Annotated in this window: 22 protein-coding genes; 7 read left to right on the forward strand and 15 right to left on the reverse strand. The window is 60.6% G+C overall.

Going from position 1 to position 23,503, the window contains the following annotated elements; genetic code table 11:
* From rpsS to rpsJ, 6 genes are read right to left on the reverse strand one after another with little or no spacing between them, the layout of a single operon-like run.
* Positions 1-276, reverse strand: coding sequence for a 30S ribosomal protein S19 (rpsS, locus tag HMPREF1219_RS10820; RefSeq protein ID WP_016458976.1), 276 nt, complete (start codon positions 274-276; stop codon positions 1-3).
* A 16-nt stretch (positions 277-292) separates the two neighbouring features.
* Positions 293-1,135: a 50S ribosomal protein L2 gene (gene rplB, locus HMPREF1219_RS10825; RefSeq protein ID WP_016458977.1), complete on the reverse strand. Its 843-nt coding sequence runs from the start codon at positions 1,133-1,135 to the stop codon at positions 293-295.
* Positions 1,136-1,178: 43 nt separating this feature from the next.
* Positions 1,179-1,481, reverse strand: a complete 303-nt coding sequence (rplW, locus tag HMPREF1219_RS10830) for a 50S ribosomal protein L23 (RefSeq protein WP_016458978.1) — start codon at positions 1,479-1,481, stop codon at positions 1,179-1,181.
* The gene (gene rplD / locus HMPREF1219_RS10835) at positions 1,482-2,162 is read right to left on the reverse strand and encodes a 50S ribosomal protein L4 (protein WP_016458979.1); all 681 of its coding nucleotides are present in this window, start codon (positions 2,160-2,162) and stop codon (positions 1,482-1,484) included. It abuts the gene before it with no gap.
* 2 nt (positions 2,163-2,164) lie between these two features.
* The gene (gene rplC / locus HMPREF1219_RS10840; RefSeq protein ID WP_016458980.1) at positions 2,165-2,815 is read right to left on the reverse strand and encodes a 50S ribosomal protein L3; all 651 of its coding nucleotides are present in this window, start codon (positions 2,813-2,815) and stop codon (positions 2,165-2,167) included.
* A 33-nt stretch (positions 2,816-2,848) separates the two neighbouring features.
* Positions 2,849-3,154 (reverse strand): 30S ribosomal protein S10, encoded by a 306-nt coding sequence (gene rpsJ, locus HMPREF1219_RS10845; protein WP_016458981.1) that lies wholly within the window; start codon positions 3,152-3,154, stop codon positions 2,849-2,851.
* A 538-nt stretch (positions 3,155-3,692) separates the two neighbouring features.
* On the opposite strand from rpsJ, the gene HMPREF1219_RS10850 reads away from it, so the two are divergent.
* From HMPREF1219_RS10850 to amaP, 6 genes are read left to right on the forward strand one after another with little or no spacing between them, the layout of a single operon-like run.
* Positions 3,693-4,196: an Asp23/Gls24 family envelope stress response protein gene (locus HMPREF1219_RS10850; RefSeq protein WP_016458982.1), complete on the forward strand. Its 504-nt coding sequence runs from the start codon at positions 3,693-3,695 to the stop codon at positions 4,194-4,196.
* Between the two features lie 12 nt (positions 4,197-4,208).
* A complete protein-coding gene (locus HMPREF1219_RS10855; protein WP_016458983.1) occupies positions 4,209-4,493 on the forward strand; it encodes a hypothetical protein in 285 nt (94 codons plus the stop codon).
* Positions 4,494-4,526: 33 nt separating this feature from the next.
* Positions 4,527-4,718 (forward strand): DUF2273 domain-containing protein, encoded by a 192-nt coding sequence (locus tag HMPREF1219_RS10860; RefSeq protein WP_016458984.1) that lies wholly within the window; start codon positions 4,527-4,529, stop codon positions 4,716-4,718.
* A 3-nt stretch (positions 4,719-4,721) separates the two neighbouring features.
* Positions 4,722-5,768: an Asp23/Gls24 family envelope stress response protein gene (locus HMPREF1219_RS10865; RefSeq protein WP_016458985.1), complete on the forward strand. Its 1,047-nt coding sequence runs from the start codon at positions 4,722-4,724 to the stop codon at positions 5,766-5,768.
* Entirely contained in the window at positions 5,740-6,309 is a 570-nt protein-coding gene (locus HMPREF1219_RS10870; RefSeq protein ID WP_016458986.1) for a DUF6286 domain-containing protein, read from the forward strand. Before HMPREF1219_RS10865 ends, HMPREF1219_RS10870 begins: the two co-directional genes overlap by 29 nt.
* Entirely contained in the window at positions 6,310-6,876 is a 567-nt protein-coding gene (amaP, locus tag HMPREF1219_RS10875; protein ID WP_016458987.1) for an alkaline shock response membrane anchor protein AmaP, read from the forward strand.
* Positions 6,877-7,135: 259 nt separating this feature from the next.
* On the opposite strand, the gene HMPREF1219_RS10880 is transcribed toward amaP, so the two are convergent.
* The 6 genes from HMPREF1219_RS10880 to HMPREF1219_RS10905 all read right to left on the reverse strand — a co-directional run bounded on the left by HMPREF1219_RS10880 (position 7,136) and on the right by HMPREF1219_RS10905 (position 14,436).
* Positions 7,136-7,978 (reverse strand): YwiC-like family protein, encoded by an 843-nt coding sequence (locus HMPREF1219_RS10880; RefSeq protein WP_016458988.1) that lies wholly within the window; start codon positions 7,976-7,978, stop codon positions 7,136-7,138.
* Positions 7,979-8,200: 222 nt separating this feature from the next.
* A complete protein-coding gene (gene tuf / locus HMPREF1219_RS10885; protein ID WP_016458989.1) occupies positions 8,201-9,391 on the reverse strand; it encodes an elongation factor Tu in 1,191 nt (396 codons plus the stop codon).
* A 318-nt stretch (positions 9,392-9,709) separates the two neighbouring features.
* Complete coding sequence (gene fusA / locus HMPREF1219_RS10890; protein ID WP_016458990.1) at positions 9,710-11,833, reverse strand: elongation factor G; 2,124 nt, start codon at positions 11,831-11,833, stop codon at positions 9,710-9,712.
* Between the two features lie 167 nt (positions 11,834-12,000).
* Complete coding sequence (gene rpsG, locus HMPREF1219_RS10895) at positions 12,001-12,468, reverse strand: 30S ribosomal protein S7 (protein ID WP_016458991.1); 468 nt, start codon at positions 12,466-12,468, stop codon at positions 12,001-12,003.
* Positions 12,469-12,474: 6 nt separating this feature from the next.
* Positions 12,475-12,846 carry a 30S ribosomal protein S12 gene (gene rpsL, locus HMPREF1219_RS10900; RefSeq protein WP_005390569.1) on the reverse strand — a complete coding sequence of 124 codons (372 nt, stop codon included), beginning with the start codon at positions 12,844-12,846 and terminating at the stop codon, positions 12,475-12,477.
* A 270-nt stretch (positions 12,847-13,116) separates the two neighbouring features.
* On the reverse strand, positions 13,117-14,436 hold the full coding sequence (locus HMPREF1219_RS10905) for a PAS domain-containing protein (protein ID WP_016458992.1): 1,320 nt from the start codon (positions 14,434-14,436) through the stop codon (positions 13,117-13,119).
* A gap of 144 nt (positions 14,437-14,580) precedes the next feature.
* Between HMPREF1219_RS10905 and HMPREF1219_RS10910 the strand changes: the two genes are divergently transcribed.
* Complete coding sequence (locus HMPREF1219_RS10910; protein ID WP_016458993.1) at positions 14,581-15,138, forward strand: DUF1707 SHOCT-like domain-containing protein; 558 nt, start codon at positions 14,581-14,583, stop codon at positions 15,136-15,138.
* A gap of 179 nt (positions 15,139-15,317) precedes the next feature.
* Here HMPREF1219_RS10910 and HMPREF1219_RS10915 read toward each other — a convergent pair whose 3' ends face one another.
* The 3 genes from HMPREF1219_RS10915 to rpoB all read right to left on the reverse strand — a co-directional run bounded on the left by HMPREF1219_RS10915 (position 15,318) and on the right by rpoB (position 23,459).
* Positions 15,318-15,761 (reverse strand): hypothetical protein, encoded by a 444-nt coding sequence (locus HMPREF1219_RS10915; RefSeq protein ID WP_016458994.1) that lies wholly within the window; start codon positions 15,759-15,761, stop codon positions 15,318-15,320.
* Between the two features lie 103 nt (positions 15,762-15,864).
* Complete coding sequence (locus HMPREF1219_RS10920) at positions 15,865-19,878, reverse strand: DNA-directed RNA polymerase subunit beta' (protein ID WP_016458995.1); 4,014 nt, start codon at positions 19,876-19,878, stop codon at positions 15,865-15,867.
* Between the two features lie 95 nt (positions 19,879-19,973).
* Positions 19,974-23,459 (reverse strand): DNA-directed RNA polymerase subunit beta, encoded by a 3,486-nt coding sequence (gene rpoB / locus HMPREF1219_RS10925; RefSeq protein WP_211212666.1) that lies wholly within the window; start codon positions 23,457-23,459, stop codon positions 19,974-19,976.
* Positions 23,460-23,503: the final 44 nt, after the last annotated feature.

Raw genomic sequence — 23,503 nt, forward strand, 5'->3', positions numbered from 1 at the left:
TTACCGCCCTTTCTTTTCGTCTTTAACGTGACCCTTGAATGTCCTGGTCGGTGCGAATTCGCCGAGCTTGTGTCCAACCATGGACTCGTCGACGAACACCGGCACGTGCTTACGACCGTCGTGGACGGCGAAAGTGTGACCAATGAAATCCGGAAGGATCGTGGAACGACGGGACCAAGTCTTAATAACCTGCTTGGTGCCCTTCTCGTTTTGAGCATCTACCTTGTTGAGGAGGTGCTCGTCTACAAACGGGCCTTTCTTTAGGCTACGTGGCATTCTAAGTTACCTCCTCTTAACGCTTCTTGCTCTTGTTGCTGCGACGACGACGCATAATCATGCGATCGCTCGGGCGGTTCGGCTTGCGGGTACGAACTTCTTTCTGGCCCCATGGGGACACAGGGTGACGACCACCGGAAGTCTTACCTTCACCACCGCCGTGCGGGTGGTCAACCGGGTTCATCACAACACCGCGGACAGTCGGGCGAACGCCCTTCCAGCGCATACGGCCGGCCTTGCCCCAACGGATGTTGATCTGGTCCGCGTTGCCAACCTCACCGATGGTGGCGCGGCAGCGAACGTCGACGCGACGGATCTCGGAAGACGGCATACGCAGGATTGCGTACTTGCCTTCCTTACCAAGCAGCTGGATGGAGGTGCCAGCGGAGCGGGCCATCTTGGCGCCGCCACCGGGCTTGAGCTCCACGCAGTGGATGGTCGTACCGGCGGGGATGTTACGAAGCGGAAGGTTGTTGCCCACCTTGATATCGGCGCTGGCGCCGGACTCAATGATGGTGCCCTGCTTCAGGCCACGCGGTGCGATGATGTAGCGCTTCTCGCCATCGACGTAGTGCAGCAGCGCAATGTTGGCGGTGCGGTTCGGGTCGTACTCGATGTGAGCGACCTTGGCCGGCACGCCGTCCTTGTCGTTGCGACGGAAATCGATGAGACGGTAGCGCCTCTTGTGTCCGCCACCCTTGTGGCGGGTGGTGATGTGGCCGTGAGAGTTACGGCCGCCCTTCTTGGGCAGGGGACGCAGCAGAGACTTCTCTGGAGTCGAGCGAGTGATCTCCTCGAACTCGGATACAGAAGACTGGCGGCGGCCCGGGGTTGTCGGCTTATATTTACGAATAGCCATAGTTAATACGTCCTTATCTTTTCCAACTTAAGGCGAAACCGTCTTAGTTGGAACCGCCGAAGATGTCGATGGAATCGCCCTCGCGGAGAGTCACAATGGCGCGCTTGGTAGCCTTCCTGCGCCCGAAACCGCCGGTGCGAGTGCGCTTGCGCTTGCCCTCGCGGTTCTGGGTGTTGACGGAGGTTACCTTCACGTCAAAGATCTCCTCGATGGCGTGCCGGATTTGCGGCTTGGTGGAGTCCTTGTCCACGAAGAAGGTGTACTGACCCTGCTCCGTGAGACCGTAGGACTTCTCGGAAACCACAGGCGCGATAATGATGTCGCGGGGATCTGCAATGGTAGCCATTTACTTCTCCTCTTCCTTGGTCGTTGCAGCCTTCTTCGCAATCGGGCTCTTAGACTTCAGCTCAATGAAGTCATTGAGGGCCTCGACAGAGAAGATCACGTCGTCAGCCTTGAGGACATCGAACGTAGTGATCTGCTCGGGGCCGCAGAAACGCACGTTGGGAAGGTTGCGAACGGACAGACGCGAGGTCTGATCCGTGCGACCAACGACGACGAGCAGGTTCTTGCGGTCGGTGATGGACTCCAGGAAGGACCGTGCAGCCTTGGTGGACGGCTTCTGACCGGCAACGACCTCGGTGATCGCGTGGATGCGACCGGTGCGTGCACGGTTAGAAAGCGCGCCGAGGAGGGCAGCAGCCTTCATCTTCTTAGGAGTACGCTGCGAGTAATCGCGCGGCTTCGGGCCGTGCGCGATACCGCCGCCTGTGAAGTGCGGAGCACGGATCGAACCCTGGCGAGCGCGACCGGTACCCTTCTGACGGAACGGCTTCTTGCCGCCGCCGGAAACCTCACCACGCGTCTTGGTGGAGTGGGTGCCCTGACGAGCGCCAGCAAGCTGTGCGTTGACAACCTGGTGGAGCAGCGCGATGGACACGGTGCGGTCAAACAGCTCGGCGGGAAGCTCGACGGTGCCGTCGGTCTTGCCGTCTGCGGTATGGACATCAAGTACTAGGTTGCTCATATTTATGCATCGCCCTTCACTGCGGTCTTGACAGTGACGAGGCCTCCGCGGTTACCCGGGATAGCACCCTTGATCAGGATGAGATTGGCCTCGGCGTCGATCCTCTGAACCTTGAGGTTCTGAGTGGTGACGCGATCCTGGCCCATGCGACCAGCCATGCGGGTGCCCTTGAATACGCGACCTGGGGTTGCGCAGGCACCGATACCACCGACGCGGCGGTGTGCGGCCTGGTTACCGTGGGCAGCGCCCTGGCCTGCAAAGCCGTGGCGCTTCATTGCGCCGGCGTAACCCTTGCCCTTGGTGGTGCCCGTGACGTCGACGAGGTTAACGCCCTCGAAGATGTCCACGGTCACATCCTGGCCGAGCTCGTAACCGGACACATCGTCCATACGAATCTCTGCCACGTGGCGACGCGGGGTAGCGCCAGCTTTCTTTGCGTGACCCACCTGCGGCTTCTTAGCCTTGCGGGGGTCGATTTCGCCATATGCGATTTGGATAGCGTTGTAGCCATCGGTTTCAACGGTGCGAATCTGGGTGACCACGCACGGCCCGGCCTCAACGACGGTAACCGGAACAACCCGGTTGTCCTCGTCGAAGACCTGGGTCATGCCGAGCTTGGTGCCCAGAATGCCCTTGATCTCTTTTTCACTCATTGTTCATTCTCCGGAAGAAAAGCTCGCTCGCAGTTACTGAATGTTGACATCGACGCTGGCCGGAAGATCGATGCGCATGAGAGCGTCAACGGTCTTCGGGGTCGGGTCGAGGATCTCGATCATGCGCTTGTGAGTGCGCATTTCGAAGTGCTCGCGCGAGTCCTTGTACTTGTGGGGAGAACGAATAACACAGTAGACGTTCTTTTCTGTGGGCAACGGCACGGGGCCAACGATACGGGCACCGGTACGGGTGACCGTCTCCACGATCTTCTTCGCAGATGCGTCGATCGCTTCGTGGTCGTAGGCCTTGAGCCTAATGCGGATCTTTTGTCCCGCCACGCTTATCCTCTTCCTCGCTCGTCCCACATCAGTATTACCTGGTTGGTGGGAGCTGATGGTTAAAAAACTCTATAACGTTGTCCAGTCCGTGGAACTCACGATGGTTGCAACAGCAGATAAAGCGCGCGGTGGCTGCTCTCGTCTTGATTTCTTATGAAGCCCACTACGAGCTCCCCTTGTCAGATGAGGCGCCTTTGCCTACGAACCACTGTTGAATTGCATGTGAGCCAGTTTCTGGCTTCCAGACCTTGCCGGAAAATCACTGTTCCCAAAATCCACGCATAGGTCGCGCTCATTTGGCAACCTGAACATTAAAACATATCCTCTCAAGATTTGCAAACCCCCGCACTTATTTCGCTTGTCGACGTCCCGACCTCCGCTTTCCCGTCAGGTGGGCGCGGGGCTCACCGTCGTCTCATTGGAAAAAAATATTGTAATCCAATCGTTACATTTTTTTCGTTAGGCTGGGTTGTAGCAACTGATTTTCTACGGTCAGTTCTAGTACGTTTTGCCCACCTTGATATTAAGGAGAACTTCCATGGCACAGGATAACAACGCCGTCGCAAAGGACACCAAGGACACGAAGGCCACCAAGCCGGTCACCCAGAACGCCGACTTTGAGGCCGAGAACGCCAAGGCCACCTCCCGCGGCTACACCGCGATCGAGGACTCCGTAATCTCCAAGATCGCCGGCATGGCTGCTCGCGAGGTTTCCGGCGTCTACGCTCTCGGCGGCCAGGCCGCCCGCATGGTCGGCGCGCTGCGCGACACTGTGGGTGCTTCCACCAACGTTCAGCAGGGCGTGTCCGTCAACACGGACAACAACTCCTGCAACGTGGAGGTCGCCATCGTCGCCGAGTACGGTGTCGCCATCCACGAGCTGGCCGAGGCTATCCGCCAGAACATCATCAACGCTGTCGAGCGCATGACCGGTCTCACCGTTAACTCCGTCAACGTGACGGTGCACGACGTGCACCTCGAGCTCGATGAGGACGAGCCGGAAGAGACCACCGCCATCGAGGGCACCAAAAACTACCGTTAAGGAGCACGACACGTGACCCAGTCTGTTCCGCTCGAAGCCGCAGAGGCCATCGTCGCCGACGTCACGTCGGTGACGGGGGTCGTCGGCATGCACAGTGGGCAGTTCGGCGAAGTTGCGTTGCTCTACCCTGGCACCCGAGTCCGGGGACTCCGTCTCTCGGATTCCCGGCTCGAGGTGCACCTCGTGTGCGACTACGCCGCAGGCGAGGACTTGTACCGAGTAGCTGAGAAGGTTCGCGCAGCTGCATCCCAGCACGTAGATCTCCCCGTAGACGTAATCTTTGGCGATGCCCAATAACTAGTCATCCGACAGTAAGAGATAGATACACTTATGAACAACAAGACAACCGTTGGACTCTTCACCGGCTTACTGCTCGCCATTGCTGCTCTATTTGGAGGCATTGGCGGATTCTTCCTGGCCGTCGTGTTTGGCGCCATCGGCGCCCTCATCGGCGCGCAACTTGACGGCGATTTTGACGTCCGTACCTTTGTGGATTCACTCGGCAACCGTGGCAGGGGGTAGCTCGTGACAACCCCCGAGACAACCACGCCCTTCACGGGCGCTGCTTTACCGGAGGTAGCCAAGGTCCCCGAGGATTCTTCCAACAAGCGCGGCGTGAACCACTTTTCTGAGCGCGCCTTGTCCACGATCATCCAACAAGCGATTTTGTCCGTCCCCGGAGTGGTGCAACGCTCCTCCGGGCTGGAGAAGATCACCGGACGCTCCTACCCCCGCTTCAACATTGACGCGGATGAACCCACCGACAGCGTCTCCATCGACTCCACCATCGCCGTGACGTGGCCATCGCCGGTGACCGCCGTGGCGGAGACGGTGCGCGACACCGTCCGCGCGTGGGTCACCCGACTCACCGGGATTTCCAAGGTATCGGTCAACGTGGCCGTCGGCCCCGTGGTCAACGCGCCCACCCGAGTGCAGATGAACCACCTGCTCTCTTTCGGGCTCGAACCGACACCGGTGCCGGTGCGCTACACGGAGACCACGCCGGTCTCCCCCACGGTGAAGCCGCAGAAGGCGCTCCGCCCGATCGACCGCGGACACCTCCCCGAGCTTATGCCCATCGACCGTGGCCGGGAGGTCACACTCCGCGCCATCGATGCCGGCACGATCCCCGAAGCCTGGGTGCCCGACACCCCGGCTCCCCGGTTCGTCCGCCCGACATCGCTGCCGAACGCGAAGCCCGTGCTCTCCGTCATGGCTCCACAGCCGGTCACGCCGGCTACGCCACGCGTAAAGAAGCCGGCACGGGTGGTGTCGCCCCGTATGCCTCAACCGGTGCAGGCAATTTCACCCACCGTGAAGAAGCCACGCCCGCTCATCCACCCGTCCATCGCGGAAACCAGGGTGCGGCCGGTGAAGGCGCTTGCGCCGATCCAGCCCGTGCCCGTGCGCACGCCGCCGCCCATCCGTGTCATCTCGCCGCGGATCGTGTCGCGTGACGTGCCCGCCGCACAGCCGCGGGTGAAACAGCAGGCGCTCAAGCCCATCACCATTAGTAAGAGCCGTGTAAAGGAGGTGCTGAATAATGAACGAGGTCGACACAATCTCCACTAGTTCCTACTTCGGCTCCGAGCCCGTGAGGGACCCGGGCGCCAAGTGGGTGTCGGTGATCCTCGGGATCCTCCTCATCGCGCTGGCCATCATCATCGGCCGCGAGTTCTGGGTGATCTACGGCAACAATTCAGCACAAAGCTGGCTGGAGCCGGTGTACTCCTGGATCGCGGGCCTGACCTACCAGGACTGGATGTTCCCCGTGGGCCTCCTCCTGTGCGTCATTGCGCTCGTGCTTCTGGCTGTGACGTTCTGGCCGCGTAAATCCACGCACCGTCAGATCGAATCGACCACCTCACTGTGGATGCGCCCGATCGACATCGCACGCCTGTGCACCGCCCAGGCGGAGCGCGTCCCCGGCGTACTGCGCGCGCACTCCACGGTGACGCCGAAGCACATCACGGTGAGCGTCAACGGCGATACCTCCACCGCGGAGGATCTCACCAACCGGGTCACCCAGCAGCTCACGCCACACCTGGCCAACGTTGCCGGTGCCCCCACGCTCACCGTTCACGTTAAGGAACCGGAAGGGGTGACTGAGTAAATGAATAAGGGACTTGCTGCGTTCAACCGCACACTCTCGTTCATCGGCTTCCTCCTGTTCGCGTTGGTGGGTGCACTGCTCATCGGCCTGCACTTCAACAACGAGTACGCCCAGTACGTGACCGAGTGGGCCGATCAGGATACCTGGCGCACCCTGACCGATTCCCCGTGGTACCCCTGGCTCCTCGGCCTTCTTGGTGTAGTGGCGTTGCTCATCGGCCTGTGGCTGATCCTCAGCAACTTCACCCGGAAGACCATCAACAAGGTGCCCTCCTCGGCATCGAACCAGGACGGCAACATCAGCCTCGCTCTGGGGCGCGTTGCCGACGCGGTGGCCGAGTCATTTGAGGATATTCCGTTTGTGGAAAACGCCGGCGCTACGGTGAAGGAATTCCGCGACCGCCCGGTCATGGATTTCACAATCACCGCCGACCCGCGCGTTAACTCCGTGTTGATCCGCGAGCGCATCGAGCAGGCCAACCTTGACCTGCGCGAGGCCATCCGCGACGTGGATGTGGACACGCGCTTCCGCGTGCACATGCAACAGATTCAACGCGCGACCGACTAAGCCGGTTCATCAAAAAAGGGCGCTGTACCCACAGCGTCCTTTTTTCATGCCCTCCCCCGCTCCGAACCCGGCCCACCCAGCAGATCGCATTCGGCACTCTTCCCGCACCGGGCCATGAACGTGGAAACCGTTTAGAACCCGGCCTGGTCGCCTAAATATGGCGTCAAGCCCTAGGGCCGGTGGGCCAAGAACCGTTCCCGGCCCGCACGTGCACGAAAGCGGGGATGCAATGCCCTACCGGGCCGGGTTGGTAGCGACCCTAGAGCAGGATGGAGAGGAGCGCCCAGAGGGACAGCGCGTAGGCCGCAACCGTGATTGGTACCTCCATCATGCCGATCTGTTTGGCCGTGAACTTCTGCCCCTGCCGCTGCTTCCTGGGGATCACAACCGCGCGTGCAAGGGCCGCGGCCATGACCACGGGGCTCAGGATTGTGTACGCGGCGGGCCACAAGACAGCCCCTACCACGCACGCGACAAGGCACGCCGCGTGGTAGGCGATGGAGGCCACCCAAAACCGGTCGTTCCCCTTCTCCCGTACGACGGACTTGACGTACATCGTGGTGGAGAAATGATACAGCCCCACGAATGCGGTCACCGCCAGGATCCGTGCACTGGGCCGGGTAACGATGTGGAGGATGGCGGGGATGATGAGGCTCGAGGCAAAGGTTGTGGAAAAGCCAGAAAGGACCGACCGGGAGCGACCCTTGAGGGTCTCATAAACCGCGAGCCCAATGAGGGGGGCGAAAGGAAGCGCCCAGAATAACAGGTGCGGGTAGAAGATGACCGCGAAGGTGCAGGTCGCCGCGCAAATCGGCCCGTACACTTTCAGCGGCTGCCCGTAGGCATGGCGGCGGGCCGGGTTGCGTGCTTTCACCCACAGCCCAAACGCGAAGAACGTGAAATAGCCGGTGAGCCAGGCCACGACGATGCAGACGAGGCACACGAGCCTCAGCACCGCGTCGCTCGGGTGGCCCACAGCCGCGAACACGATAAGCGCAATGCTCGCCACGAGCGCCGGGCCGACAAGCATCGACCAAGCACCATGCTGGTTAGGGACCCATGGGGAGACTTTGTGCGAGCGCGCGCTATTCCTTTTCGCCATAGTTACTCATACTAATGGATGATGGCTGGGCTAAAGACCCGAGGTTGGCGATCGGCGGGGTTTGCTCCTCACCCGCCACGGAATGCCTAACCCGGCCCGGAAGATGTCAAGTGGACGGGGTTGTGTGGAAACCGGGCCGGGATACGTTCGCGCACACCGCAGGCTGCTTAAGGTATGAAAAAACCTCCCCCGAAGGGGAGGTTTCTTAGCTACAAGCTCGAGTTACTTGATGATCTTGGTAACACGGCCAGCGCCGACGGTGCGGGAGCCCTCGCGGATAGCGAAGCGCAGGCCCTCGTCCATGGCGACGGGCTGGATGAGCTCGACGGTCATGTCGACGTTATCGCCAGGCATAACCATCTCGGTGCCCTCGGGGAGCTTGACAACGCCGGTCACGTCAGTGGTACGGAAGTAGAACTGCGGACGGTAGTTGTCGAAGAACGGCGTGTGGCGGCCGCCCTCGTCCTTGGACAGAACATAGACAGAGCCCTCGAAGTTGGTGTGAGGGGTGTAAGCGCCGGGCTTGATAACAACCTGGCCACGCTCAACCTCTTCGCGCTTGGTGCCACGGAGAAGCAGACCGCAGTTGTCGCCAGCCTCGGTGTAATCCATCTGCTTGCGGAACATCTCGATACCGGTAACGGTGGTGGAGATGGCCTTGTCCTTGATGCCGATGATCTCAACGTCCTCGTTGATGTTCAGCTTGCCACGCTCGACACGGCCCGTAACCACGGTGCCACGGCCGGTGATGGTGAAGATATCCTCGATCGGCATGAGGAACGGGTGGTCGATGTCGCGGACCGGATCCGGAATGGACTCGTCGCAGGCATCCATGAGGTCAAGGATGGACTGCTCCCACTTCGGGTCGCCCTCGAGAGCCTTGAGAGCGGAGATGCGGACGATCGGGGCGTCCTCGTCGTAGTCCTGCTCAGCGAGAAGCTCGCGAACTTCCATCTCGACGAGCTCGATGAGCTCCTCATCGTCAACCATGTCGCACTTGTTCAGAGCAACGAGGATGTAGGGAACGCCCACCTGGCGGGCGAGGAGCACGTGCTCACGGGTCTGCGGCATGGGGCCATCGGTAGCGGCAACCACGAGGATTGCGCCGTCCATCTGAGCAGCGCCGGTAATCATGTTCTTGATGTAGTCGGCGTGACCAGGGGCGTCCACGTGAGCGTAGTGACGCTTCTCGGTCTGGTACTCAACGTGGGAGATGTTGATGGTAATACCACGCTCTTTCTCCTCCGGAGCCTTATCAATGTTGTCGAACGGGGTCGACTCGTTGAGGTCCGGGTACTTCTCCGCCAGCACCTTGGTGATAGCAGCGGTGGTGGTGGTCTTACCGTGGTCAACGTGACCGATGGTACCAATGTTAACGTGCGGCTTGGTACGCTCGAACTTCGCCTTTGCCACTTCTTTGTCCTCCTATAGGACTCGCGGTGGCCACGGATCTCGCAGCCACAAGTTGATTAATACTTACATTTTCCGTGCCCCCAGCCGTCAATGATTACTGGCAGGCAAAGGGCACAGCAAATTTTTTGTGCCAGTTACATAATCCTAGGTAGTCCCGCGGACATTTTCAAACTAGCACGTCACATTAGGCCTTAGGGGTAACGGCCAGCTCGCCCGCAAGCGCCCCTGCCAATGAGGAGCAGCTTGTTGGTCAGCGTGACCGTTACCCCAGATCCTGGGAAAGGAGATCCCTTTCCCAGGGGCCAACAGGGGGATTATTTAGTTTCCGGTGCGCTCAGCGATGATCTCCTGAGCAACGCTTGAGGGAACCTCACCGTAGGAGTCGAAGATCATGGTGTAGTTGGCGCGACCCTGAGTCTTGGAACGCAGGTCACCGACGTAACCGAACATCTGGGAGAGCGGCACGGTGGCCTTAACCACCTTGGCGCCAGAGCGGTCTTCCATGGCGTTGACCTGGCCACGGCGAGAGTTGATATCGCCGATGACCTCACCCATGTACTCCTCAGGGGTGATGATTTCCACGGCCATGAGGGGCTCGAGGAGAACAGGCTTTGCCTTGGCGACGGCTTCCTTGAGAGCCTGGGAACCGGCAATCTTGAAGGCCATCTCGGAGGAGTCAACCTCGTGGTACTGGCCGTCGAGAACGGTTGCCTTGATGTTCACCAGCGGGAAGCCAGCGAGGTAGCCGTACTGCATAGCATCCTGGATACCGGCATCGACGGAGGGGATGTACTCCTTCGGGATGCGGCCACCGGTGACGGCGTTCTCGAACTTGTAGGTCGCGGACTCGCCTTCCTCCAGCGTGTTGGGATCCGGGTTGTAGGGCTCGATGGAGATGATGACCTTAGCGAACTGGCCGGAACCACCGGTCTGCTTTTTGTGGGTGTATTCCAACTTCTCCACGGGCTTGCGAATGGTCTCGCGGTAAGCAACCTGCGGGGCACCCACGTTAGCCTCAACCTTGAACTCGCGCTTCATGCGGTCAACAAGAATGTCGAGGTGGAGCTCGCCCATGCCACCGATGACGGTCTGGCCGGTCTCCTCGTCGAGCTTGACGGTGAAGGTCGGGTCTTCCTCGGCGAGCTTCTGAATAGCGGTGCCGAGTTTCTCCTGGTCAGCCTTGGACTTCGGCTCAATGGCGACCTCGATGACCGGATCCGGGAAGTCCATGGACTCGAGGATGATCGGATCGTGCTCGTCACACAGCGTGTCACCAGTGGTGGTGTGCTTGAGGCCGATGAAGGCGTAGATGTTACCAGCGTGAGCAACGTCAACCGGCTGCTCCTTGTTGGAGTGCATCTGGAAAATCTTGCCCACGCGCTCCTTGTTGTCCTTGGTGGAGTTCAAGGTGGTGTTGCCGGGCTCGATCATGCCGGAGTACACGCGCACGTAGGTGAGCTTGCCAAAGAACGGGTGAACCGCGATCTTGAAGGCGAGAGCGGAGAACGGTGCGGTCTCGTCGGGCTTACGGGTCAGTTCGACGGACTCGTCGCCCATCTTGTGGCCGTGCACCTCGCCAATGTCCAGCGGGTTAGGCAGGTAATCCACAACGGCGTCGAGCAGCGGCTGAACACCCTTGTTGTGGTAAGCGGTGCCACAGTAGACCGGGTAGATCTCGGAAGCAACCGTCATCTTGCGGATTGCGCCCTTGATCTCGTCCATGGTGAGTTCTTCACCGGCGAAGTACTTGTCCATGAGGGCCTCGTCGGACTCAGCAACGGTCTCGATGAGCTTCTCGTGGTACTCCTGGGCCTTCTCCTTGAGATCCTCCGGGATCTCCTCGATGGTGGGCTCAGCACCCACATCGACCTTGCCGCGCCAGGTGATGGCCTTCATCTCGAGCAGGTCCACGACGCCGTCGAAGGCATCCTCGGCACCGATCGGGAGCTGCATAACCAGCGGCTTGGCACCAAGGCGGTCGATGATGGTCTGGACGGTGTAGTAGAAGTCTGCACCGAGCTTGTCCATCTTGTTCACAAAGCAGATACGCGGTACGTCGTACTTAGCAGCCTGACGCCACACCTGCTCGGACTGGGGCTCAACGCCCTCCTTGCCGTCGAACACAGCAACAGCACCGTCGAGGACGCGCAGCGAGCGCTCCACCTCAACGGTGAAGTCGACGTGGCCAGGCGTGTCGATGATGTTGATCTGGTGCTTGTTCCAGAAACAGGTAACGGCGGCGGAGGTAATGGTGATGCCGCGTTCCTTCTCCTGCTCCATCCAGTCGGTGGTGGAAGCACCGTCGTGGGTCTCGCCCACCTTACGGTTGATACCGGTGTAGAACAGAATACGTTCGGTCGTGGTCGTCTTACCGGCATCGATGTGCGCCATGATGCCGATGTTGCGGACCTTGTGAAGATCTTTAAGCACTTCTTGTGCCACAGTGGTTCCCCAAATCGTAATGTTGCGGTTGGCCCTTCCCGCCGAGGCTTCTCGACGTTCGGTGGTAACCGTGGGTTGGGCTCTTACCGTGTTTGGATAATGTACGTTTGTTTATCTTGCCATCACAGGCGCTTCTGCGCATGACAGAAGCGGATGACCGAAAATGTCTACCAGCGGTAGTGAGCGAAGGCGCGGTTGGCCTCTGCCATCTTGTGAGTATCCTCACGGCGCTTAACAGAAGCTCCGAGGCCGTTGGAGGCGTCGAGGATCTCGTTAGCCAGGCGCTCCTCCATCGTGTTCTCACGCCGCTGACGGGTGAAGCTCACGAGCCAGCGGAGAGCGAGGGTGTTGGCGCGGCCGGGGCGAACCTCAACCGGAACCTGGTAGGTTGCGCCACCGACGCGGCGGGAACGAACCTCGAGCTCAGGGCGGATGTTACCCAGAGCCTTCTCCAGGGTGCCAACGGGATCGGTGCCGGTCTTCTCACGGCAGGCTTCGAGGGCACCGTAAACGATGCGCTCGGCGGTGGCCTTTTTGCCGTCGAGAAGCACCTTGTTCACCAGCTGGGTGACGAGGGTGGAGTTGTAAACCGGGTCCTTAACCAGCGGACGCTGGGGTGCCTTACCTTTACGCATTGTTTCTTACTTCTCCTTCTTCGCGCCGTAGCGGGAACGTGCCTGCTTGCGATCCTTCACACCCTGGGTGTCGAGGGAGCCGCGGATGATCCTGTAACGAACACCCGGGAGGTCCTTCACACGACCGCCACGAACGAGCACCATGGAGTGCTCCTGGAGGTTGTGGCCCTCACCGGGGATGTAAGCGGAAACCTCGATGCCGGAGGTCAGGCGAACACGGGCAACCTTACGGAGCGCGGAGTTCGGCTTCTTCGGGGTGGTGGTGTACACACGGGTGCACACGCCGCGACGCTGAGGGGATCCCTTCAGAGCAGCGGTCTTCACTTTCGACTTCTTGCTGTGGCGGCCCTTACGGACCAGCTGCTGAATTGTTGGCATTAACCGTCTTTCCTCACAATTGATTTTGTGCAGCCTGACGCTCGACGACCCGACTTTCGTGAGCCCTCTTGCGAGAGGCCGCGGGCGACGGCCCCTGCAGACCGTCCGACATAAACTTCAAGCTTTGTGCGAAAAACGCAAGGTATTTTAACCGTGCAAAACCCAGTCAGCCGCTCTCGCTGGCCTACTGGGTGAATCTCGCTCCCGAAACTTAAACGGGACTGGAATAGCACACTACATTGTTATCGCGAAAAATCCAAACTCCACACCTTAGACCTGCAGCTTTCGCACTTCCGCGTCCACTGTGTGCAGCAGATCCAACATGTGCCGCGGGCTCTTCTGCTCGATCGTGCCCAAACGGCCAAGAAGTCCGTTCAACTCGTCCACCATCGACGCGGAGGATTCAATCTCCCCCGCCACCGCGCTGATGAGTTCCGGCATGTCCACCGAGGGGCCGAATTCCTGGACGCTCTTGAGCCAGTCCATGATCATCTGCTGCGGAATCTCGATCAGGCTGAGCACGGCCTGCAGCCGCCGCTCACACCGGGACAGGTTGGTGCCGTATTGCGCCACGTCCTTGCCCATCGCCTCCACCTCGGTGGTAAGCGCCGAGGTGAGAGTCCGCATAGAGACAAGCTTGCGGCCACCGGCCGAGTCCTCCGCCGCCTCGCGCACGAAGGCCGCGAGGCAGTGGGTTTGCACGCGCGCCAGCGCGATGGTGGAACGCACATGCTCAATGGAGCCCCGCAGGGCTTGCAGACGCTTTTGCAGGTCATCGACGTACTCGGTGACGATGCTCCCCAGCGACACAGCGACGTTGAGCGGGATCGCCTCCATGGGCGTGAGCTTCCCACTCCACACGTCGGCCTGAGTTTTCAGATCCGCTGTGCGGGCAAGTGAGGCCTGAATCTTGGCACCCACGGAGGTGAGCTGGTCTGCAAGCTCAGCCATCGCATCCTGGCGGTCACTCCAGTTCTCCTCCTCGGTGCGCAACTCGCTCACAGCCTTGGACACCGGGGCGAGCCTGCCCTCCGCTACGACCTCGTTGCTGGCGTTCTTCTCCCAGATGGAAATCTCGTGCGGGAGCAGGAACCGCTGCACGTCCTCGTAGTCCACAAACCCGTGGTCGGAAACCTTGTCGTTGATGAACTGTGCCCCGATCTCGGCGGCCTCACGGCGATTCTTCCCCTCCCCCAAAAGCTCGTCTTCCTTGCCGCGGGTCTCCCCGTACAGCCACCAGATCTTGGAGGCGAACTCCGGATCGCTCACCCGGGTGCGCACGGAAAGGTAGCCACCACCTTCGAGGGGCGTGACGGTGGACAGCACCTCGTAGGGCAGCCCGTCCTTGGCCATGTTGCGCACGTAGGCAATAAACGGCTTTCCGGACTCGAGTGCGTCCCACATGAGCCTGAAGGCACCGCCAGGCATCTCGGGGTTGCGGATGATGTTGTGTGGCGAGTCCAGAAGCTCCTCGCGGGGGTAGTGAGAAATGGTCTCAAACACCGAGTTCGAATCGGTGATAACGCCCTTATCGTCGGTTACCGAGAAGAAGATCTGGTCCGGGCCGACAATGTTCTGCTGTTCAGTCATGATATTAATTTTCCGGTATCGCGTAGTGGCGGTTGCTTAGCAAGAGTGAACAACCATTGAACTCATTTACCTTACCACCAGTTTCGAAGAAATTCTTAGGTTTTGCCCTCCGCACCCCCATTGGCGTCTACTATACTCGGAGCCATGAACCGTCCAGTTCGCCGCGCCACCGACCGCGATCGTTCCTCCACCATCGACATCCTCCGCCAGGCCGTCGCCTCCGGCCAGCTCTCCCTGCAGGAATTTGATGACCGCTCCTCCCGCGCGTGGGCAGCAGCAGCGACGATGGACGACCTCGCTGGGCTTATCGACGACCTCCAGGAACCCGAGCCTACCTCCCCCTCCCCCGCAGTGCCCGCGGCGGCGAGAAAAGACACGGATGTTGCCTTCTTCGGCGGCACCGAGCGCGCCGGCCACTGGCTTGTTGGTCCACGCTACATTCCCATCGCCGTCTTCGGCGGCATCGATATCGATCTGCGGTATGCGCGCTTCACCGGCGACTCCGCGACGATCACGTGTTACGCCGTCTTCGGCGGCATTGACATCATCGCTCCTCCCGGCATGACCGTCGTTGTGCGTGGCCACGGGGTCTTCGGCGGCTTTGATGTTGAGGGGGAACCGAACTCGCAAACCTTAAGCCCCACCGTCTACATTGAGGGTCTCGCTTTCTTCGGCGGTGTGGACGTCACCTTCAAGCCCTAGCCGCACCGAACCCAGCCCGCTTTACCCTCCCACCCGGCCGACTCCCGCGACCGGACCACATAGGGCACGGCCGCTCTCCTAACCCGGCCCGCTTTGTCTTCACACCCGGCCGACTCCCCAACTGGGCCACATAAGGCACGAAAAAAGGCCCGCACGATGTGCGAGCCTTCAGCGTGAAGTTACTGGGCCGGGGTGGGTGCCGCGGTCTCAGTCACAAGCGTGGTGATGTCAACCGTCTCGGTCTCCTGCGGAACGGTCTCGGTGACCTCCGTGGTGACATCCACCGTTGTGGTCGCGGGCTCCGCCGGGGCATCATCCTTCTGGCCGCCGAGCAGCCACCACAGCAGGATTGCCAAGAGGACGACGACGATAACGCCGATGATCCACGGCAACGCCGAACCACTCTTCGCAGTATCCTCCACAAGGCGCTGCGGACGCTCACGGTGAGCCTCCACTATGGGCTGGTTGGTGGAGCGCTCAACCTCAGACGCCTGCGCGGGAACGACCTTCTCCACGCGGCTCGGGGCTTCTTCGGTGTGAAATTCAGGGGTGACGGAGGTCTCGTCATTGCCAAAGGAATGGGAGCCGCCATTTTCAGGATTAAGGTTATGCTTATCAGTCATGGTTCCAGGGTACTGTGAACTTTCTACGCTCGCCACAGGCGCAACAAGAAAGGGTGAACCTCTTTGCCTGAGGTTCACCCTTTTTTAGCTGCTGAGAGCCGTTTTAGAAGGCCGTGTCATCCAACGGCACGGAAGCACCCGTGTACTCGCCGTACGCATCCTCGCCACTGTAGATGGACTCGGAGAACGTCGGAATGGAGTACGTCGCGTTGCGCGCCGCCTCCGTCGGTTTGACGGAGATGTTGCGGTAACGGGAAATACCGGTACCAGCCGGGATCAGCTTACCGATGATCACGTTTTCCTTCAGGCCGATGAGCTTATCGGAGCGCTTGTTGATGGCAGCATCCGTGAGCACACGAGTCGTCTCCTGGAAGGAGGCGGCGGACAGCCAGGACTCGGTGGCCAGGGAGGCCTTGGTAATGCCCATGATCTCCACACGAAGATCGGCAGGCGTGCCACCCTCCTTGCGCACCTCGGTGTTGACAATCTTCGCCTCGGAGATATCCACCAACGTGCCAGGCAGGTAATCCGTCGTGCCCGGATCGATGACCGTGGCGCGACGCAACATCTGGCGGATGATGATCTCGATGTGCTTATCGTGGATCGCCACGCCCTGCGTCCGGTACACAGCCTGAACCTCGTCGATGAGGTGCTTCTCCACACCACGGCGGCCGAGAACGGCCAGCACGTCGTGAGGATCGGCCGGGCCGCGCAGGAGACGGTCACCCATCTCCACGTGGTCACCGTCGGAAATCGCACGGTCAGTCGTCGCACCGGGGATACCCGGCAGCGGGACGGTGATCTGTGCGAGACCCTGACGCTTGGAGAGCTTCTCGTATACCTTCTCCTCGGAGCCGTCGTCAGGCTCGATTGTGAGGGTGTAGAAGTTCGAACCGTCGTCCTCGAGGTGAACCGTACCGGACACCTCGGCGATCGGGGTCTTGTTCTTGGGTATGCGGGCCTCGAACAGCTCCTGCACACGAGGTAGACCGCCGGTGATGTCGCCACCGACACCGCCCTGGTGGAACGTACGCATTGTCAGCTGCGTGCCGGGCTCACCAATAGACTGTGCGGCCACGATGCCCACTGCCTCGCCGATATCAACGAGGTGGCCGGAGGCCATGGACTTGCCGTAGCACTTCGCGCACACGCCGGACGGGGTCTGGCAGGTGAGCACGGAACGCACCTTGATCTCCTCGATGCCCTTCTCTACCAAGAGGTCGATGTTGGCATCGGTCAAATCGGCACCGGCTTCGAGGACAACGTTGCCCTCAGAATCCGTGGCATCCTGGGCGAGAACGCGGCCGGAGACGGAGGTCTCGATGAGACCATCACGCTCGTAGCCAACGACGGTGCCCTCGGAATCGCGCTGGGCATGGCAAACCGCGACGCGGATACCCATGTGGGTACCGCAGTCTTCCTCGCGGACGATGACGTCCTGCGCGACGTCGACGAGACGACGCGTGAGGTAACCGGAGTCGGCGGTACGCAGAGCCGTATCGGCCAGGCCCTTACGGGAACCGTGGGAGTTGTTGAAGTACTCCAGCACGTTGAGGCCTTCACGGAACGACGTCTTAATCGGGCGGGTGATGTACTCACCGCGTGAATTCACCACCATGCCCTTCATGCCGGCCAGGGTCCACAGCTGACGCATGTTACCGGCAGCACCGGACTTCACGATCATCGGGATCGGGTTATCGTCCGGGTACAGGTTCTCCACGGCCTTGCCGACGACGTCGGTAGCGTCCTTCCACAGCTCGACCAGGCGATCGTACCGTTCGCGCTGGGTAAGGGCGCCCTTAACCCAGTACTTGTTCTCCACCTCAGCAGCGGCCTTCTCGTAATCCTCGAGGATTTCCTTCTTGTTCGGAAGCACGAGAACGTCGCTCATGGTGATGGTCACGCCGGAGCGGGTGGCCCAGTAGAAGCCAGCATCCTTCATCTTGTCCACCGTCTGCGCGATGGTGATCATCGGGTACTTGGCTGCCAGGTCATTAATCACGTCACCGAGCAGGATCTTGCCTTCGCCACCGCCCTTGCGGACCATGACGCCCTCAAGGTACGGGTAGTTCCACGGCAGGAGCTCGTTGAAGTAGATACGGCCGAGCGTGGTCATCGCCGTCCAGGTATCGCCGCGCTGCCAGCCATCGGGGAAGTACTCCGCCTCGATATCGGCCGGCGGGCGCAGGTGCGAAATGCGCACGCGGATGGGGGCCTGCAGGCCGATCTGCTCACGGTCGTAAGCCATGATGGCCTCGGCCACGGAGGAGTACTCGCCCTCGGCGGGGTGATCCGTGGTGGCGGGCTTGTAACGGCCCTGGCCACCGATCTCGTCCTCGCGCTTGTTCATGGTGAGGAAGTACAGGCCGGTCACCATGTCCAGACGCGGCATGGCCAGCGGCTTGCCGGATGCCGGGGAGAGGATGTTGTTGGAGGCGAGCATGAGGATGCGGGCCTCGGCCTGAGCCTCTGCGGACAGCGGCAGGTGGACAGCCATCTGGTCACCATCGAAGTCGGCGTTGAATGCCTCACAGGCGAGAGGGTGCAGCTGGATGGCCTTGCCCTCCACGAGCTTCGGCTCGAACGCCTGAATGCCCAGGCGGTGCAGCGTAGGCGCACGGTTGAGCATCACGGGATGCTCGGAAATGGCCTCTTCCAGCACGTCCCACACCTCGGGACGCTGGCGCTCCACCATGCGCTTGGCGCTCTTGATGTTCTGCGCGTATTCCTTCTCCACCAGGGACTTCATAACGAAGGGCTTGAACAGTTCCAACGCCATGAGCTTGGGCAGGCCACACTCGTGAAGCTTGAGCTGCGGGCCAACAATAATCACGGAACGACCGGAGTAATCAACACGCTTACCCAGCAGGTTCTGGCGGAAACGGCCCTGCTTGCCCTTGAGCAGATCGCTCAGCGACTTGAGAGCACGGTTGCCCGGGCCGGTGACGGCACGGCCGTGGCGGCCGTTGTCAAACAGCGCGTCGACGGACTCCTGCAGCATGCGCTTCTCGTTGTTGACGATGATCTCGGGGGCACCGAGGTCGATCATGCGCTTCAGGCGATTGTTGCGGTTGATCACGCGACGGTACAGATCGTTGAGGTCTGAGGTGGCGAAACGGCCACCGTCGAGCTGCACCATCGGGCGCAGCTCCGGCGGGATCACCGGGATGCAATCAAGGATCATGGAAGCCGGGTCATTGCCGGAGCGCTGGAACGCGGCGACAACCTTGAGGCGCTTGAGGGCGCGCATCTTCTTCTGGCCCTTGCCCTCCTTGATGATGGTGCGGAGGTTCTCCGCCTCGGCATCAAGGTCAAAGTTACGCACTAGGGTCTGGATAGCCTCGGCACCCATGCCGCCGGTGAAGTAATCCTCGTAGCGATCAACAAGCTCTTCGTAGATGGTCTCGTCGATGATCATCTGCTTGGGGGCGAGCTTGACAAAGGTGTTCCAAATCTCGTCGAGGCGCTCAACTTCACGCTCAGCGGCCTGACGGATGTGGGTGATTTCGCGGTTCGCGGCGGACTGCACCTTCTTACGGGCATCAGCCTTCGCACCGTTGGCCTCGAGCTCAGCGAGATCCTCCTCGAGCTTCTTGGAACGCTCCTGGATCTCCTCCTCGGCGTCGGCCTCCACGTCCTTCTTCTCCAGAAGCATGTCGGCCTCGAGGGTGGTGAGGTCATCGTGGCGGGCCTCCTCATCAACGGTGGTGATGATGTTGGCCGCGAAGTAAATAACGCGCTCCAGGTCCTTCGGAGCGAGGTCCAGAAGGTAGCCCAGGCGGGAGGGCACGCCCTTGAAGTACCAAATGTGGGTCACCGGGGCGGCGAGCTCAATGTGGCCCATCCGCTCACGGCGCACCTTGGACTTGGTCACCTCAACGCCGCAGCGCTCACAGATGATGCCCTTGTAACGGACGCGCTTGTACTTACCGCACTGGCACTCCCAGTCGCGGGTAGGTCCGAAGATACGCTCGCAGAACAGGCCGTCTTTCTCTGGCTTCAGGGTGCGGTAGTTAATGGTCTCCGGCTTCTTCACCTCGCCCTTGGACCAACGACGGATGTCGTCGGCAGAGGCGAGGCCGATGCGGAGTTCGTCAAAGTAGTTGACGTCGAGCACAGTGTAAACCTTTCACTCGTGATGTAGTCACGAGGCTGTTCGTCTTTTGTAAGAGTAATTCTGGTTCGAATGCAGGCGGACAAGCCGCCTACCTGCTATGCGATATCGTCTGTGCGCTCGTCGCGGGACAGGTTAATGCCCAGGGACGCACTCGCCGATTCGAACTCGTCGTCATCTGCACCGCTGAGCTCAACAGGCGTTCCGTCGGCAGACAGAACCTCCACATTGAGGCACAGGGACTGCAGCTCCTTCAGCAGCACCTTGAAGGACTCCGGGATACCAGGATCGGGGATGTTGTCACCCTTCACGATCGCCTCGTACACCCGAACACGGCCGTTCACGTCGTCCGACTTGATGGTCAGGAGCTCCTGCAGCGTGTAGGCAGCGCCGTACGCCTGCATGGCCCACACCTCCATCTCGCCGAAGCGCTGGCCACCGAACTGTGCCTTACCACCCAGCGGCTGCTGGGTAATCATGGAGTACGGGCCAGTGGAACGTGCGTGAATCTTCTCATCCACGAGGTGGTGCAGCTTGAGCATGTACTTCTCACCGACACACACCGGGTACTTGAACGGCTCGCCGGACCGACCGTCGAAAAGCTTGGCCTTACCGAACTTATCAACCAGCCGGTTGCCATCGCGGTCGGGCAACGTGGAGCCGAGCAGACCCTCGATCTCCTCGTTGGTGGCACCGTCGAACACCGGGGTAGCCAGAAGCGAGTTCGGCGGAACCTCACGCAGATCGTCCGGAATACGCTTGGCCCAATCCGGGTCACCCTCGATGGCCCAGCCGGACTTAGCCAGCCAGCCGAGGTGAACTTCGAGCACCTGACCGATATTCATACGACGCGGCACACCGTGTGTGTTGAGGATGATATCGATCGGGGTACCGTCCTCCATGAACGGCATGTCTTCCTGCGGCAGGATCTTGCCCACAACACCCTTGTTGCCGTGGCGGCCGGCGAGCTTATCGCCGTCCTGAATCTTGCGCTTCTGGGCAACGTGGATGCGAATCATCTCGTTGACTCCCGGAGGCAGCTCGTCGCCGTCTTCACGGGAGAACCGGGACACGCCGATGACCTTGCCGGTCTCACCGTGCGGAACCTTGAGGGAGGTGTCGCGCACCTCGCGGGCCTTCTCGCCGAAGATGGCGCGCAGCAGGCGCTCCTCGGGGGTAAGCTCGGTCTCGCCCTTCGGGGTGACCTTGCCCACCAGGATGTCGCCGTCACGAACGTCCGCACCGATGCGGACGATGCCGCGCTCGTCGAGGTCCTTGAGCACGTCCTCGCTCACGTTCGGGATCTCACGGGTGATCTCCTCGGCACCGAGCTTGGTGTCGCGGGCATCGATCTCGTGCTCCTCGATGTGGATCGAGGTGAGGATGTCCTCCTCCACCACGCGCTGGTTAAGGATAATGGCGTCCTCGTAGTTGTGGCCTTCCCACGGCATGAACGCCACGAGGAGGTTGACACCGAGGGACATTTCACCGTCGTGGGTGCCGGGGCCGTCGGCCATGACCTGGCCCTGCTCAACGCGGTCACCGATGTTGACAATCGGCTTCTGGTTGTAGCACGTGTTCTGGTTCGTGCGCTCGAACTTGCGCAGCATGTACGTGTCGCGCTTGCCCTCATCGCTCATGACGGTGATGAAATCGGCGCACACGTTCTCCACAACACCGGCGTGCTTGTTGATCACAAGGTCGCCAGCGTCGTAGGCGGCCGGTGCCTCCATGCCCGTGCCCACGTACGGGGACTGGGAACGGATCAGCGGCACGGCCTGGCGCTGCATGTTCGCGCCCATGAGGGCACGGTTAGCGTCGTCGTGCTCGAGGAACGGAATCATGGCGGTAGCAACCGACACGATCTGGCGCGGGGACACGTCGATGTACTCGATCTGCTCCGGGCCAACAACCTCGATGGCGCCGTCCTTGAGGCGAACCTCGTTACGCTGCTGGGTGATAACACCGTTCTCATCGTGCTCGGTGTCAGCCTGGCCGATGACGTAACGGTCTTCCTCATCAGCGGTGAGGAAATCGACCTGGTCGATGATCTTGCCGTTTTCTACCTTCTGGTACGGCGTCTCGATGAAACCGAACGGGTTGACGCGGGCGTAGGAAGCCAGCGAACCGATGAGGCCAATGTTCGGGCCCTCAGGGGTCTCAATGGGGCACATGCGACCGTAGTGGGACGGGTGCACGTCACGAACTTCGATGCCGGCACGCTCACGGGACAGGCCGCCGGGGCCCAGAGCCGAGAGGCGACGCTTGTGCGTGAGGCCGGACAGGGAGTTGTTCTGATCCATGAACTGGGAGAGCTGGCTTGTTCCGAAGAATTCGCGGATAGCTGCACTCACAGGGCGCACGTTGATCAGGCTGGTAGGCGTGATCGACTCCGCGTCCTGCGTGGTCATGCGCTCGCGCACCACGCGCTCCATGCGCGCCAGACCAACGCGCACCTGGTTCTGAATCAATTCGCCCACGGTACGCAAGCGACGGTTACCAAAGTGGTCAATATCGTCGGTCTCGAGCGGGATCTCCACGCCATCCGGGGAGGTCATGGTGCGCTCGCCGGCGTGCAGACGCACTAGGTACTCGATGGTGGTGGCGATGTCCTCTTCAGTGAGGGTCTTCACGCCATCGTGGTCGCCACCGAGGCCAAGCTTGCGGTTGACTTTGTAGCGGCCCACCTTTGCAAGGTCGTACCGCTTTGGCTTAAAGAAGCTGTTCTCCAGCAAAGCCTGCGCAAGGTCGCGCGTGGGCTGCTCGCCCGGGCGCTGCTTGCGGTAGATCTCGAGCAATGCCTCGTCCTCGGAGGCTGCACCGTCGTTCTCCAGGGTCGACATCATGATCTCGGAGAAGCCGAAGCGCTCGCGGATCTTCTCCTCGCTCCAGCCCAGGGCCTTGAGGAGGAGGGTCACCGGCTGGCGACGCTTACGGTCGATACGGACACCTACGGTGTCCTTCTTATCGACGTCAATTTCGAGCCACGCACCGCGGGAAGGAATAACCTTCACCGAGTGAAGCGGGCGCTCCGTGGACTTATCAAGAGTCTCATCGAAGTACACGCCTGGGGAACGCACGAGCTGAGAGACGACGACACGCTCGGTGCCGTTGACGATGAAGGTGCCCTTGGGGGTCATCATCGGGAAATCGCCAATGAACACCGTCTGCGACTTAATCTCGCCGGTGTCCTTGTTCTCAAACTCCGCAGTCACATACAGCGGTGCAGAGTAGTTAATGTCCTTCTCTTTACACTCATCAACGCTGGCCTTCACCTGCTCGAAGTACGGCTCCGAGAGGGACAGGCTCATGTTGCCAGAGAAGTCCTGAATAGGAGACAGCTCCTCGAGGATATCTTCAAGGCCACTCGTCACCTTGAAATCCTCGCCGTGCTCAGCCTTCTGCTGCTCACGCCACTCGGGCGTGCCAATGAGCCAAGCAAACGAATTCAGTTGTAGGTCTAGTAATCCAGGTAGCCCAATAGGCTCCTTGATCTTCGCGAACGAGTATCGCTTAGGAGCTCCAGGGTTCTTTACATTCAGATTGGTCTGGCGGGAGACTGCCAAGATGCATCCTTCCAGCACCTCGCGCGGCCAGAAGCACCCCACTATTTGAGCACCTGACCGCT

Source organism: Corynebacterium pyruviciproducens ATCC BAA-1742 (assembly GCF_000411375.1).
GTDB classification, from domain to species: domain Bacteria; phylum Actinomycetota; class Actinomycetes; order Mycobacteriales; family Mycobacteriaceae; genus Corynebacterium; species Corynebacterium pyruviciproducens.